13 protein-coding genes are annotated in these 13,983 nt (G+C 72.1%); 6 read left to right on the top strand and 7 right to left on the bottom strand.

The genetic code is table 11. The annotated features are described in order from the left end of the window. Nucleotides 1-129: 129 nt before the first annotated feature. Complete coding sequence (locus NMQ11_RS06195; protein WP_255170540.1) at nucleotides 130-1,329, top strand: DHH family phosphoesterase; 1,200 nt, start codon at nucleotides 130-132, stop codon at nucleotides 1,327-1,329. Between the two features lie 109 nt (nucleotides 1,330-1,438). Here the strand turns inward: NMQ11_RS06195 and NMQ11_RS06190 are convergent, their stop codons facing one another. The 4 genes from NMQ11_RS06190 to NMQ11_RS06175 form a co-directional block, all read right to left on the bottom strand. After that, the gene (locus NMQ11_RS06190) at nucleotides 1,439-2,722 is read right to left on the bottom strand and encodes a carboxypeptidase-like regulatory domain-containing protein (RefSeq protein ID WP_255170539.1); all 1,284 of its coding nucleotides are present in this window, start codon (nucleotides 2,720-2,722) and stop codon (nucleotides 1,439-1,441) included. A gap of 106 nt (nucleotides 2,723-2,828) precedes the next feature. Beyond that, nucleotides 2,829-3,521 carry a hypothetical protein gene (locus NMQ11_RS06185; RefSeq protein WP_255170538.1) on the bottom strand — a complete coding sequence of 231 codons (693 nt, stop codon included), beginning with the start codon at nucleotides 3,519-3,521 and terminating at the stop codon, nucleotides 2,829-2,831. A gap of 60 nt (nucleotides 3,522-3,581) precedes the next feature. Further along, nucleotides 3,582-4,220, bottom strand: a complete 639-nt coding sequence (locus NMQ11_RS06180; protein WP_255170537.1) for a class I SAM-dependent methyltransferase — start codon at nucleotides 4,218-4,220, stop codon at nucleotides 3,582-3,584. A 63-nt stretch (nucleotides 4,221-4,283) separates the two neighbouring features. Further along, on the bottom strand, nucleotides 4,284-4,712 hold the full coding sequence (locus tag NMQ11_RS06175) for a DUF5807 family protein (RefSeq protein WP_255170536.1): 429 nt from the start codon (nucleotides 4,710-4,712) through the stop codon (nucleotides 4,284-4,286). A gap of 156 nt (nucleotides 4,713-4,868) precedes the next feature. On the opposite strand from NMQ11_RS06175, the gene NMQ11_RS06170 reads away from it, so the two are divergent. The 5 genes from NMQ11_RS06170 to NMQ11_RS06150 all read left to right on the top strand — a co-directional run bounded on the left by NMQ11_RS06170 (nucleotide 4,869) and on the right by NMQ11_RS06150 (nucleotide 11,058). Next, the gene (locus NMQ11_RS06170; RefSeq protein WP_255170535.1) at nucleotides 4,869-7,904 is read left to right on the top strand and encodes an FtsX-like permease family protein; all 3,036 of its coding nucleotides are present in this window, start codon (nucleotides 4,869-4,871) and stop codon (nucleotides 7,902-7,904) included. Beyond that, nucleotides 7,901-8,608 carry an ABC transporter ATP-binding protein gene (locus NMQ11_RS06165; protein ID WP_255170534.1) on the top strand — a complete coding sequence of 236 codons (708 nt, stop codon included), beginning with the start codon at nucleotides 7,901-7,903 and terminating at the stop codon, nucleotides 8,606-8,608. The genes NMQ11_RS06170 and NMQ11_RS06165 overlap by 4 nt, the downstream gene beginning before the upstream one ends. A gap of 91 nt (nucleotides 8,609-8,699) precedes the next feature. Then, nucleotides 8,700-8,963, top strand: a complete 264-nt coding sequence (locus NMQ11_RS06160; protein ID WP_255170864.1) for a DUF8044 family membrane protein — start codon at nucleotides 8,700-8,702, stop codon at nucleotides 8,961-8,963. Next, nucleotides 8,960-10,048 (top strand): DUF4350 domain-containing protein, encoded by a 1,089-nt coding sequence (locus tag NMQ11_RS06155; protein ID WP_255170533.1) that lies wholly within the window; start codon nucleotides 8,960-8,962, stop codon nucleotides 10,046-10,048. The genes NMQ11_RS06160 and NMQ11_RS06155 overlap by 4 nt, the downstream gene beginning before the upstream one ends. Then, a complete protein-coding gene (locus NMQ11_RS06150) occupies nucleotides 10,045-11,058 on the top strand; it encodes an AAA family ATPase (RefSeq protein ID WP_255170532.1) in 1,014 nt (337 codons plus the stop codon). The genes NMQ11_RS06155 and NMQ11_RS06150 overlap by 4 nt, the downstream gene beginning before the upstream one ends. 27 nt (nucleotides 11,059-11,085) lie before the next feature. On the opposite strand, the gene NMQ11_RS06145 is transcribed toward NMQ11_RS06150, so the two are convergent. From NMQ11_RS06145 to NMQ11_RS06135, 3 genes are read right to left on the bottom strand one after another with little or no spacing between them, the layout of a single operon-like run. Beyond that, nucleotides 11,086-12,003, bottom strand: coding sequence for a DUF7982 domain-containing protein (locus tag NMQ11_RS06145; protein ID WP_255170531.1), 918 nt, complete (start codon nucleotides 12,001-12,003; stop codon nucleotides 11,086-11,088). Further along, nucleotides 12,000-12,521, bottom strand: coding sequence for a DUF8163 family membrane protein (locus NMQ11_RS06140; protein WP_255170530.1), 522 nt, complete (start codon nucleotides 12,519-12,521; stop codon nucleotides 12,000-12,002). Before NMQ11_RS06140 ends, NMQ11_RS06145 begins: the two co-directional genes overlap by 4 nt. After that, complete coding sequence (locus NMQ11_RS06135) at nucleotides 12,518-13,957, bottom strand: DUF58 domain-containing protein (protein ID WP_255170529.1); 1,440 nt, start codon at nucleotides 13,955-13,957, stop codon at nucleotides 12,518-12,520. Before NMQ11_RS06135 ends, NMQ11_RS06140 begins: the two co-directional genes overlap by 4 nt. Nucleotides 13,958-13,983 lie beyond the last annotated feature (26 nt).

Here is a 13,983-nt window from a genome sequence, read left to right as displayed (position 1 = left end):
TACGGACCTCAATCCGCCAGTTCCGGCGCATCCGGCGGACTCGCGGCTGCGCCGGGAAATCGGCCCAGCGGCCGCCCGAGAGGCGCACTGGACCGGCGGTTTCTTCCCGCCGGCCCGCCGAAGTGTGGTATGACCGACGATCTGCTCGCGACCAGCGATCTCCCGATCGCCCGCAAGTCGCTCCTGCCGGGCACCGGCTTCTTCCTCCCCGACGACCTCGAGGACGACCTCGAGGACCAGCAGGCGGAGGCCGCTCTCACGGGCGCCGACGCCGCCGTCGTCGCCGACGCTGACGCCGACGGGCTGGCCTGCGTGGCGCTGCTCCGGGAGGCCTACGACGACGTCAGGAACGTGCCGGACCCCACGGACGACGAGCCCGCGGAGCCCGTAGCCGACGACGAGGAGCCGTCGCTCGAGGAGCCCGAGCCGACCCCCCACCGGGTCGCGCTGCTCCCGGCGAGTCCGCACGACCTCGAGGACTCCCTCCAGCACGTCGCCGACTACGCCGAAGAGGGAGTCGACCTCTACGTCTGTGACCTCTGTCCCGACCGCTTCGAGTACGTCGCCGCGGAACTCGAGGCCGCCCTCGCCGTGGCCGGGTCGGCGTCGTGGTACGACCACCACCAGTGGGACGACGAGGTCGCGAGCGCGATCCGAGAGGCGGGGGTCGACCTCGTCGTCGGCGACAGCGAGGAGGAGTGTACCGCCGACGTCGTCTACCGCTCGCTCGAGTACGACTTCGCGCCGATGTATGAGGAACTCGCCGCCGTCACCCGGGACCACGACCTCTGGCTGCGCGAGGACCCCCGCAGCGACGACCTCGCCGATTACGCTTACTGGACCGATCCCGCCGAGTACGTCGAGGTCGTCCGGGAACACGGCGCCGACCTGCCCGCGTGGGTCGAGACGTTCCTCGAGGAGCGCCGGATCGAGAAGAACGCGCTGATCGAGCGGGCGGTCTCGCGGGCGGAGTTTCGTGACGTCGGCGAGTACACCGTCGGGATCACCTACGGCCGCTGCTCGCAGAACGAGGTCGCCGAGGCGATGCGCGAACAGGGCGCCGACGCCTCCGTGATCGTCAAACCCGCCGGCAGCGCCTCCATCCGGGGAACCGACGCCTTCGACCGGTGTCACGAGGTCGCCGACCTGGTCAACGGCGGCGGCCACCCCAAGGCCGCGGGCTGCAAACCCGACGTCTACGACGACATGCTCGACTACGCCTACCACTGGACCTCCCGCGGCACGGTGACCAAGCGGGTGATCCTCGAGGCGTTCGAGGCCGTCGTCGCGCGAGAGGCGCCGACCGCGGACGACGCCGCCGGCTCGTAATCGCGATCACCGGCAGGAAACGGGCGACCCGGTTCGTCCCCCACACGACCTCGAACCGGAGACGGCCGCACTCGAGCGACCGATCGTCGAATAGTCCTGTCGGACGGTATTAGTTACCCGTCGACTCGAGGCGAATCGTGAGTTCGTCGTGCTGGCGGAGACTGATCTGGGCCGTCGCGGGCTCGTGGTCGGTTTCGGTCGGCGTCGCGGTGACCGTCACCAGCCCCTCGCCCAGGGTCGTGACCGTCGTCGAGCCGTTGACCCCGCGCACCTCGAAACTGTCGGTCTGGTCGGCGTAGTAGGGCTCGCTGACGCCCTCGATGTCGACGCCGTCGACCGGCTCGCCGTCCTCGTCGACGACGTTGATCGTCAGCTCGTACTCCGGCGGCACGAGGTTGACCTCGAACAGCGCCGGCGGCGTTCGCTCGTCGGTCTCCCGGTGGTCGACCTGCCCCTCGAGCGACTCGTAGTCGTCGCCGCCGAACTCGAGGTCGTAGACCCCGTACGGGACGTCGACGGCGGCCATCCCGTCGCCGTCGGTCTCGGCGGTGAACGTCACCGGCTCGCCGTCCGGACCGGGCTCCTCGCGCTCGCCGTAGATTTCGACGCCCTCGGCGGGTCCGCCCCACGTGGTTTCGAGCACCTCGATCTCGAGTTCGCCGGTTTCCTCGGCCTCCCACTCGAGGGTCGTCGTCACCTCGTACTCGCCGTCGTGGACGTGCTGGAGCGTCGTCGCGTTGTACCCCTCGCGCTCGAGTTCGATGGTGTAGTTGTTCTGGTAGATCTCGTCGACGTACTGGCCGTCGGCGTTCGTCTCGCCGCCGAACTCGAGCGGGATGTCGGCGTCGTGTGGCTCGCCCTGACCGTGGACGCTCACGCCCTCGATCGGGTCGCCGTCCTCGTCGACGACGGTCAGCGTCAGCAGCGACTGATCGGGCGCTCGCGGCTCGTCGTCGGCGTCGTCCTGGTCGCCATCGCTCGAGTCGTCGGCGGCGTCGTCCTGGTCACCGTCGCTCGAGTCGTCGGCGTCGTCGTCGCTCGCGTCGTCAGCGCCGCTGCCGTCGCTTGCGTCGTCGGCCGCGCCACCGGCGTCGTCGCTCGAGTCGTCGGCCTCCTCGGCTTCCGGCGAGCCGTCCTCAGCGTCGTCAGCGTCTGCATCGTCGGTTTCGTCTATTTCGACGACTGCGTCATCGGCATCGCCTGCGTCATCCGCGTCTCCGTCGTCGGTCGACTCGTTCGTCTCAGTCTCGTTTTCCTGCTCTGTCTCTTCGAAATCGCCACCCTCCCCTTCGATGTCGTTGTCCGGCCCCTCGAGGCTCTCGCCACAGCCCGCGAGCGCGACGAGCGCAACGACTCCGAAAATCAGGAGAAACTGCCGTGTACGCGGGGACATACTGATACTACCGACGGGAGAATAGTTAGCGATTTATACACATTTTTAAACTATACACCGTTCGGCGAGCAACGAGGGGATTCGAGACCGCGGCGCGCGCACTCGGTTACCGGCGTGCCAGCGCCCGCATCACGAGCTGGAGGACGTGAACGAACACGCCGGCGACGGCGATGTAGACGCCGATCGTCTGGAGGGCGACGGAGGCGTTCCTGCGGTCGCGGACCTTCCAGATTTCCCACCCCAGCCGGAGCACGAAACCGAGGAAGATGAGGACGAAGCCGACGAGCAGAACGGGGGCGACGAACGTTCCGACGGCGATCGCGACGATCCCGGCGATAAATGAGTAGTTCGCGAACCGACCCCAGTGCTCGAAGGTGATCGAGCGGGCGTAGACGTACCCCGAGATGAGCGCCGTCATGAGTGCGACGACGATCGCGGTCACGCCGAGGATGAACACCTGGCTCTCCCGCGGCGCGAACGAGAGCACGCCCGCGCCGAAGACCCCGAACGCGAGCTGGAGGACGACCATTCCGGCGAAGGCGATCCCCATATCGCCGCCCTCGACGCCGCGTTCGGCGATCAGCTCGCCGGCCATGATCGCCGCCCCGTAGACGAGGACGCCGACGATCGGCACCGCGAACAGGTAGCTGTTGACCGCCGACAGCGGCGTGACGACGAAGACGTACATCAGCGCGACGTTGATCGCCATCAGAGCGCTCGCCCCGCCGATCACCCGCGCCTCGCGACTCGAGAGGCCGAACCCGCGCTCGGTCTCGTGTGGCGTCTCGAAGGAACTCATTGGAGTGACTACCCCGCAGAGACAGAAAAGCCTGTCAGCCCGGTGCCGTGGGGTCCGCGGTTACGCCTCGAGTCGTGCGGCGAAAAACGTCCAGGGCTGGTCGTCGTCCCCGTCGTCAGAGCCGTCCTCGCACAGTACTTCGGGGACGCCCCAGCTGTCCTCGAGGACGAAGCCGGCGGTCCGCAGTTGCTCCAGTGTCGCCGCCGCACCGGCGACGTTCCACTCCATCCGGACGCCGGTGTCGAGCCAGTCTGGGTTCTCTCCGCACCACTCGTCCGTCCCCTCACAGACCAGCACGCGACCCCCCGGACGCAGCACGCGGGCGAACTCGTCGACGACTCCCTGGTGGTCCTCGAGGGGAACGTGGATCAGCGACCAGTAGGCGACGACCGCGTCGAACGTACCGGTCCTGAACGGGAGTGTCGCCATGTCGCCCTGGACGAGCGCGGCGTCGGGTGCGCCGTCCGTCGCCAGCCGCAACTGCTCGCGCGAGAAGTCGAGGCCGGTCGCCGTCGTCGACTCGGTCAGTCGGGAGAGCACGGGCGTCCCCTGTCCACAGCCGGCATCGAGGACGTGCGCCGGCGCCGAGAGCGACTCGAGGAACTGCGCCAGCACTTCCGTCCCGCCCTGGGATCGGTGGTCGGCATACTGCGCTGCGATCACGTCGTACGCCCGGCGGACGCGATTCTTGTCGGTCACAGAGTATCTCTACGACACAGAACTGTTCGACCGAGTATCAGCATTCCGCCCGTGTGCTCCCGCCTACCGCTCGCCGGCGACCCACCGATCCGAGTACGCCGTCCCGCAGGCACACCGGGCGTAGGCGTGGATCACGTCGCCCTCCTCGTAGATGCCGCCGACCTCCTCGTTTCGTTCCTCCGCGAACGCGAAGACGAACTGCACCGCGTGGTCGCCCTCCTCGTCGGCGTCCGGACAGCCGCCGCCGGTGAGGTCCGCGTCGATCTCCCCCTCGCGTTGCATCGCCGAGCCGGCGAAGGTCATCGCGTCGGTCCCCGTCGCCGCCTCGAAGGCGTTGCGCCCGCTCTCGCCGTCGACGACGATCAGCACGCCGCCGTCGACCGGCTCGCCGAAGCGCTCGAGGCGGTCGTCCTCGACGAACGAGTCGGCCAGGTAGAGCCCCACGTCGTCGGGTCGCTCCCCCGCGCGAAATTCCGCCAGTACGTCGCTCATGCCCGTCGGTTGGCCCTCGAGGTGGAAAAAGGGTGCGAAGCCGACCACCGGCGCGTCGCAACGACTATGGGCCGTCCACCTGATTGCTGACGTGAACGTGAGCGCGGCAGAGACGAGAGCCCGGGCCGACGGACGGGGGCGGCCGGCCCGGCGCCCATGACCTACCGCAGCCTCCTCGTCACCCGCTGGTCCCGACGCGACCGGCTGGCCGTGCTCGTCGTCGCGCTGGCGGTCGCCCTGCTGGTCGGGGCGACCCTCCTCGCGGTCACTGCGGGCGAGCAGACCCAGACGCTCGCGGCCGACTTCGAGGCGAACGCGACGGTCACGGGGTACGACTCCCTCGAGGCGGCACACGACGACACCGGCCCGAACGCCACCGTCCTTCCGCTGGCGGAGGCGACGGCGCCGGACGGGACGTCCCACACCGCCGTCGGGATTCCGGCGGCCGACGCCGCCGGCGCGGCCCTGCCCGCCCAGCCGGACGGCGCGGTCGGCCCCGTCTCGGCCGACGAGGAGTGGCGCCTCGAGGGGACGGCGGAATCGACGACGCAGACGGTCTCGCCCGGCGTCTCGAGCGGTAGCGTTCCGGACACGTGGGTGCGGACGACCCCCGAGGCGGTCGAGGCGGTCGGACCGACGGGGGCGCTCGCCCTCGAGCCGGCCGACGGCGGCGCAGTCGGCGAGACGGGGAGCCCGCTCGTCGGCGCGCTCGCCTTCTTCGCGGGCGGCACCCGGAGCGTGATCGGACTCCTCTGGGTCGGCGTCGCCGTCGCCGGCGTCGTCGTCGCGGTCACGATCTCGAGCGTCGTCCGGACGACGGTCAGCGAGCGCGCGCGGACGATCCGCGTGATCAGGGCGACGGGCGCGCCCCCGCGTCGCATCCGGCTGCTGTTCGCGCTCCGCGGGGGCGCGCTCGCGGGCGGCGGCGTCGGACTCGGCTACGCGCTCGGCGTCGTCGTCCCGAACGTCGCGGTCAACGTCGCGATCGTGGCGGGGCTGCCGACGACGCTCTCGATCCGGGTGACGCGCGAGGTCGCGCCGTTGCTCGCCGGGATGCTCGCCGGCCTCGTCCTCGTCGGCGCGGTCGGCGGCTACCTCGCGGCTCGAGGCGCGACGACGGTGCCGCCGGCGCGGGTCGGCAGACCGCGGTCGGCGACCGGCGGCGGGTCGGGTCGTCTCGGTCGCGTCAGGGCGCTTCTCGCACCGTCGCTGCTCGAGGCGCGAACCGTCGTCCCGACGGCGGCGACGCTGTCGGTGTTCGCGGTGATCGTGTTGCTGATCGGCTCGCTCGCGGCCGTCGGCGCCGCGCTGACCACCGACGAGGCGACGATCACCGAGCCCGGCTCGCCCCACCCGATCGAGAGTTCGGTTCCCGAGAGCTACGCGGGCGCCGTCGACAACGACACCGCGGCGAGCCCCGAGATCGTGCTGTTCACCGGCCACGACGGCGAGCCCTATCTCGCTCGCGGCGTCGACTACGAAGCCTTCGCGGCGGTGACGAACGCGACGGTCGTCGACGGACAGCCGCCCGAAAACCGATCGGAGGCGGCGATCGGCACGGCCCTCGCGGACGCGCTCGACTTCGAGCCGGGCGACGAGCTCGTCGTCGGCGGGAGCACCGACGCGGCGTTCGCGACCGTCGAGATCGCCGGCGTCTACGAGACGGGAACGCTCGAGGACCACCAGCTGCTCGTCTCGCTGCCGACGGCGCGCCACCTCTCGACGGTCGATCCGGGGGACGTGAACCTGGTTCGAACCAACGCCACGGCGCCGGACGGCGCGGTCGGCCCGACGTCCGCGGTGCTCGTCGAGGCGGAGGCACCGGGCCACGCCGAGCCCGGCGAGCCGATCCCGGCGTCGGTCACGCTCTGGAACCCGGCCGACGAGCCGGCCGAACGAACGGTGGAGGCGTCGATCGGCGACGAAACCGTCGAGCGGACGGTGACCGTCGATCCCGGCGCCCGAACGACGGAGACGATCGAGCTTCCGGCGGTCGAAGCCGGCGAGTACGAGGTTCGAGTCGGGTCGTTCGAGCGCACGACGACGGTCGCGACGGAGCCCCCCCTCGAGTTCGCCACCCTCGCCGGGACGGCGCCGCCGGGCGAGACGACGCTTGCGACCCTGGTCGACGCGACGGGCGACCCGGTCGCGAACGCGACGATCGAGGCCGGTGAGGAGACGGTGACGACCGACTCCGAGGGGAGCGCCTGGCTCTCGCTCCCCGAGGAGTCCGGAACCGTCGACGTCACCGCCCGGACGGACGAGCGCGCGGTCACCGAGTCGGTGACGATCTCGGCGGACGCCGAGACGGCGCTGCTCGCCGAGACGGGCCTCGAGCCGGCGACGCCCGGCATCCACAGCCGACCGACGCTCGAGGTTTCCCTCTCGAACCCCTGGCAGCGCCCGATCGAGACGACCGTCGAGATCGACGGTCCCGGGACGAGCGCGTCCGAGGACGTTACCCTCGAGGCCGGCGAGACGACGACCGTTACGACCACGTTCCCCCAGCGGCCGCCGGGCGAGTACGGCGTGGCGGTTCGCGCCGACGGGAGCACCCTCGCGACCCACGAGTACCGCGTCGGCGGCGACGACCGGCTGACCGGTGCGCTGGCGGCGAGCGGCCACTACGACGGCGGGGGCGGGATCGCCACGGCCGTCGAGTACGCGGTCGGCAACCTGCACGTCCTCCTCGGGGCGCTCGCCGGCCTCGCGTCGCTGACCGTCGTCGGGGCGACCAGCGCCGTCCTCACGCGGGCGGTTCGCGCCCGGCGGCGCTCGCTCGGGATCTACCGGGCGACCGGCGCGTCCCCCCGCCGGCTTCTGGGGCTCGTGCTCGCCGACGCGGTCCGGATCGGCGTCGCCGCCTCGCTACTCGCGCTCGTCGTCGCGACGGCGACGCTCGAGGCGCTCGCGCTCGCGGGGCGGCTCACCGTGTTCGGGATCACCCTCGATCCGCGTCCGGCGCCGGCGCTGGCTGCCGGCATCGTCGTCGTCGGGGTCCTCCTGACGGCGCTCAGCGCGCTCGTCGCCACGCGCTCGCTCGTCCGGGCGTCGCCCGCGTCGCTGTTCGCTCCGCCGGAGCCCCGCGGCGGCGACGCGCCGTCGAATCGGGAGCCCGCTCCGCGAGCCGACGGCGGCGCGCCCGTCGGAGAGCGAGACTTAACATCCGGGAGGAACAACGGCCGGACGTGACCTCCCCGGTACTCGAGGTGATCGACCTCTCGGTCAGCCGCGGCGAGCGGGGGGTGCTCGACGGCGTCTCGCTGTCGATCCCCGCCGGCTCGCGCACGCTGATCCGGGGTGCGAGCGGCGCCGGCAAGTCGACGCTGTTCTCCGTGCTGGGGCTGCTCGAGGAGCCCGACTCGGGCCGCGTCGTCGTCGACGGCACGGACGCGGGCTCGCTGTCGGAGCGAAAGCGCGCGCGGCTGCGCCGGGACGAACTCGGCTTCGTCTTCCAGGACTTCCAGCTCGTCCCCGACCTCTCGGCGTGGGAGAACGCCCGCCTCCCCCAGACCCACGCCGCCGGCGGCGACGAGGGGTGGCTCGAGGAGCTGTTCGACACCCTCGGAATCGCCGGCCTCGCCGACCGCTACCCGGCGACGCTCAGCGGCGGCGAGAAACAGCGCGTCGCCATCGCGCGGGCGCTCGCGAACCGCCCCGGCGTGATCCTCGCCGACGAGCCGACGGGACAGCTCGATCCGGACACCACGGACCAGGTGGTCTCGCTGCTGGCCGACGTCCAGGAGCGGACGAACGTCGCCCTCGTCGCCATCAGCCACGACCCCGCGCTCGAGCCAGCCTTCGACCGGACGTTCACGCTGGCGGACGGCCGCCTCGAGCGTCGGGGCGGCGCCGGCGAGCGACTCGAGGCCTCCCCGTCGGCCGAGCACGACTGACCCCCGTGCGGCGGGCGATCCGATCGCGTGTCAGGTGCGCTGGATTTAGGTACTCCCGGCGACCTCACTCGAGTAGATGACCCGGCGGCGGATGCGGTTCGTCCACGGCCAGCTCGCCTGGATGCTAGCGACGGTGTTGCTCCTCTCGCTGCTGGGATCGCTCTCGTACGAACTGTTCTTCGTCCTCTCGCTGATCGGCTTTCTCGTCGTCACCGAACTGACCGCGCCCGTCGCCGTCGCGCCCGCCTGGCGGCGGCGGCTGACGTGGATCATCGCGCTCGGCCTCGTCGGCTTCGGCTACGTCGTCGTCCGGCGCATCCTCGAGATCCTGCCACCGGAGGTGCTGCCGTGGTGACCGCCCGCGAGTGGCTCACCGACCGCGACGGGGTCGACTGGCCGCGGGCGTTCCTGCTCGCGCTCGCGGTGACGACCGTCCTCGCGCTGGGCGTCGTCGCCGCCACGTCGACGACCGCGTTCGGCCCGTACAACCCCTCCTGGGACGGCTCGACGGACCTCCACGACGGCCTCGAGGACGACCCTGACGTCTCCGCCGAGATCGTCCGGGAGACCGACCGCTACGACGACCTCGACGCCGAGAACGCGACCGCGTTCGTCGTCGCGCCCGAGGAGCCCTACGAGGGCACCGACGCCGAGCGCGTCCGGTCGTTCGTCGACCGCGGCGGCACGCTCGTCGTCCTCGAGAACTTCGACGACGGCGGCAACCGGCTGCTCGCCGCCGTCGGGGCGGAGGCTCGAACCGACGGCGGGCTCCTGCGCGACGACCGCCACAACTACCGCGGCCCGGCGATGCCGGTCGCGACCGGCGTCGAGAACCACACGCGAACCGAGGGCGTCGATCAGCTCACGCTGAACTACGCGACCGCCGTCGAGCCCGGCAACGCGACCGTTCTCGTCTCGACCAGCGACTTCGCCTACCTGGGCGACGCCGACACCGACCTCTCGGAGACCGAGGACCTGTCGGCGCACCCGGTCGCGACGACCGAACCCGTCGGCGACGGCGAGGTCGTGGTCGTCGGCGACCCGAGCATCACGATCAACGTCATGCTCGAGCAGCCCGACAACCGGGCGTTCCTCGAGAACTTCGCCGACGACCGGGTCCTCTTCGACCTCTCACACGCCGGAGACGTGCCGCCGCTGGCGGCGGCCGCGCTGACGCTGCGCGAACTCCCGCTGTTGCAGGCGCTCGTCGGGGGTCTCGGCGTCGGCCTCGCCGCGCTGGCCGCTCGAGGCGTCCCCCCGACGGTCCGGCGTCGACTCCCCGCCCGGTGGCGCCGCCGTGAGCACCGCGAGCCGGGATTGACCGACGGCGAGCGGCGCGCGCTGGTGGCCGACCGCCACCCCGAGTGGGACGACGACCGGGTCGACCGCGTGATAGCAGCGTTTAACCGCTCCGGTGAAAAACGACGTGACGACGAATGAGCAGGAACGACCCTGCGGACGTCGAGCTCACTCCGAGCGGGGTGTACGACGCGATCCGCGACGAGACCGGCCGGGTGCTGGTCGGCAACGAGACGGTCATCGAGCGGCTCACGATCGCGCTGTTGACCCGCGGGCACGTCCTGCTCGAGGGCGTCCCCGGCGTCGCGAAGACGACGATCGCGACGCTGTTCGCCCGCGCGAGCGGGCTCTCACACCGCCGCATCCAGATGACCCCCGACATCCTCCCGGCGGACATCACCGGCACCCACGTCTACCGCGAGAACATCGGCGAGTTCGAACTCACGCGCGGCCCCGTCTTCACCAACCTGGTCGTCGCCGACGAGATAAACCGCGCGACGCCGAAGACCCAGGCCGCCCTGCTCGAGGCGATGCAGGAGCGCCACGTCACCATCGAGGGGAAGACGCTCGCGCTGCCGACCCCGTTCATGGTCGTCGCGACGCAGAACCCCGTCGAGATGGAGGGCGTCTTCGAACTCCCCGAAGCGCAACGGGACCGCTTCCAGCTCAAACTCACCGTTTCCCTCCCCGACCGCGAGGTCGAACGCGAACTGCTCGAGCGATTCGACACCGACCCGGAACTCGGACCGGAGACGATCGAGCAGGTGGTCGCGCCGAACGCCCTGCTGGCGGCCCGCGAGACGGTGGCCGACGTCCACGTCTCGGAGCCGGTGAAGTCGTACGTGCTGGATCTCGTCGCCGCCAGTCGAACCCACCCGGACGTCTCCCACGGCGCCTCCCCGCGGGCGACGCTCGCCTTCCTCAACGCCACGAAGGCCCGCGCGGCGATCCACGGCCGCGAGTACGTCATCCCCGACGACGCGAAGGCGCTCGCCCAGCCGATCCTGGCCCACCGGCTGGTGCTGAGCACCGACGCCGAACTCAGCGACGTCGTCGCGACCGACGTGGTCGCGGACCTCCTCGAGAGCGTCGATCCGCCCGGCGCCGAACCCGACGAGCACGCGCCCGTCGGCGCCGACGACCCCGCGTAGTCGGTTCCCCGTTCTCGGGCCCGTCGATCACTCTTCCGGCTCGCTCGAGCGTCCGCCGTCGGTTTCCTCGTCCCCGCCGGCCGCCCCTTCGCGCGTCTCCCACCGACAGGTCACCAGCCAGTCGGCCCGCTCGTCGCCGGGTTCGACCGCCAGGGTGACGGGCCGCTCGAGGCCGGTCGCGAATCCGGTCGCGAGAAACGACGCCGCCGGGTGATCGAAGCGGTCGACGGCGCCGAACGCGCTGTCAGTGACGGCGACGGTGGCCCGGCCGTCCTCGACGTCGACCTCGGCGCCCCCGACGAGTTCGAGGCCGTCGGTGAGCCCGTCGGCGAGCTGCGTCGCGAGGCCGACCGGCGTCCCCGCGAGCGGGCCGCTCAGCGTGCGCTCGAACTCGGCGTAGAGCTCGCCGCCGGTCGACCGGAGCACGAGCCCGCGGCGGTCGTCCTCGAGCAGGAACGGGCGGGTCTCCGCCCCGCGCTCGAGCGGTGGCGGCGTCGCGTCGGCGTAGCGCGGGACGAACAGCGCCGCCGGCCCGTCAGGTTGGGGGACGTAGATCCGGTCTTCGCGGAGGCCGAGTTCGGCGGCGATCGTCGCCTCGTTGTCCGCCAGCGCACTGTACACGCGCTCGCCGACGTCCGCGGCGACGACCTGGCCGGGCGTGAGGTAGTAGGTGAGCACGGCCCCGAAGAGGCCGGTCGCGGCCAGGGCGAACAGCACCTCCCTGCCGTCCGGGAAGACCGCCCCGCCGCCGGCCGCGACCAGCCCGAGCGCGGCGAGCCCGACGGCGGTGTTCCTGTACCGGCGCTGGCGGATGCGGGCGTACTCCGCCCTGAGCCGGCGGTTCTCGGCCTCGAGCAGCTCGACGCTGGCGGCGGCTGCGAGGTCCCGGTCGGTGTCGTCGTCTGCCGTCTCGACTCTCTCGTCGATACCGTCGTTCCTACTCATAACTCCTCGGTCGGGTGTTCCGCGGTCGTCTCCGGCACGAGCCCCAGCCGGACCAGTTCGTAGCGGTGGAGGCCGTACGCCGCCGTCGCGAGCGCCCCCAGCAGGACCGCGCCGGCGAGCCAGAGGGGGCCGGCTCGAGCGACGGCCCACGCGAGCCCCCCGAGCCCGAGCGCGCTCGCGACCGTGACCGCCGCGAACCGACCGGGTGCGGGCGTGTGAACCGCCGGGGCGAGCAGCACCGCCAGGAATCCCGCCCCGACGAGGCCGACCGAGATCGGGTCGAGCCCGTCGGGAACCGCCGCCACCAGGGCGACCGTTCCGCCCGCGACCGCGTACGGCGCGCCGAGGGTCGCCCAGAGGACGACCGCGACGATCCCTGCGAGCGCGCCGAGCGGGCCGACGACGACCGTGCAGGCGACGAGCAGCGCGACGGCGGCGAGTCCCTCGGCCCACGGCCGACCCCGCCGTGCGGTGACCAGCAGCGAGTCGCCACCGGCCGGGGGCGCTCGTGAGCTCACGGGCGACCACCCGCCCGCTGGAGTCGCCGGTCGCGACCGGCCGTGAGAACCGTCGAGAGGCGGTCGCCGGGGCCGACCTCGAGGGCGGTGACCCGCGGCAGTCTCGCCAGCTCGCGCCGGCGCTCCTCGAAGGCGAGGTAGCGGTCGTAGGCGCCCTCGAGGTCGGCCAGCTCGCCCGGCTCGTACAGCACCGACGGGGCGAGTAACACGAGCACCGAGCCGCCGCCCGAGCGGGCGACGTCGACCGTCTCGCGGAGCTCGTCGGGGCGCGTATCGTCCGTACAGAGGACCGTCCAGACCGTCCCCCGTCGACCGGTGAGCGTCGTCCGGAGCGCGCCGTACAGCGGGTTCGTCTCGAGGCGCTCCCGGTAGGTCCGGTGGCCGGCGTAGAACGGTCGCAGCGTCGCCGCGAACGGGTCGGCGTCGTCCTCGAGCGCGGCCAGCGAGCGGCGAACGGTCGCCGCCGACGGCTCCCGGTTCGGATCGGTCGACGGAGTCGTCGCGGCCGTCGCCTCGAGATCCAGCAGCCGCCGCCGGACCGCGGTGTACCGGTCGGGGGCGGTCGAGGGCTCGAGGCGGGTCGTCACTCCCTCGTCGTCGACGGCGAGGAGGCCCAGGGGGTCGCCGAGTGTGCGCGCGGTGCCGGCGATCGAGAGCGCGACCTCCCGGAGGTACTCGAGTTTCGTCTCGCCGGGCTCGCCGGCGACGAGGCTGGCGCGGTGGTCGACGACCAGCAGCGTCCGCCGGTCGGTGTCAGGCTCGTGCTCGCGGACGTGGGGCGACCCCAGTCGGGCGGTCGCTTTCCAGTCGATCCGGTCGGCCGTATCACCCGGCACGTACTCCCGGACCTCGGAGGGGTCGATCCCCGAACCGAGCTGGCCGCCGCCGTGTTCGCCGTAGGCCGTCGCCAGGCGCTCGCCGCCCGCGCCGACGTGCAGCGTGCGGGGGCTTCGGGGCTCGACGGTGACCGTCGGCGCCGTGCCGACGGGAAGCGTCTCGGCGAACAGCCCGTCCGTGACGCGGAGGGTCGTCGGCTCGAACCGGTGGGTTCCCGCGACCGGCCAGCGGACGTCGACCGTCTCCTCGCCGCCGGACTCGCCGGGGTCGATCCGCACGGACAGGTCGTCCGCGCTCGTCGCCGTCGGCAGCCCGGCCTCGAGGGAGAGCGCCACCCCGGCGGGAAACTCGAGGGTGGCAGACAGCGTCACCGGCGCGTCGGCGCCGGTGCGAACGCCGGTCTGGGCGGGGACCTGCGCGACCGACAGCGCGTCGACCGTGCGACCGACCTCCCGGACGAACAGGTACTGCCGGCCGAGGAGCCACGCGCCGAGCAGGGCCGTCCCCGCCAGCGGGGCGGGGCGGGCGAGGGCGACCGAGAGGGCCGCGAGGAAGGCGGCGAGGCCCCCGACCGCCCACACTCGACGCGTGACGTGCATACACGCGAGATTTATCGGCGACCTGT

Source organism: Natrononativus amylolyticus (assembly GCF_024362525.1).
Lineage (GTDB): Archaea > Halobacteriota > Halobacteria > Halobacteriales > Natrialbaceae > Natrononativus > Natrononativus amylolyticus.
The sequence above is the reverse complement of the archived record's forward strand: the minus strand, read 5'-3'. Positions and strand labels throughout refer to the sequence as shown.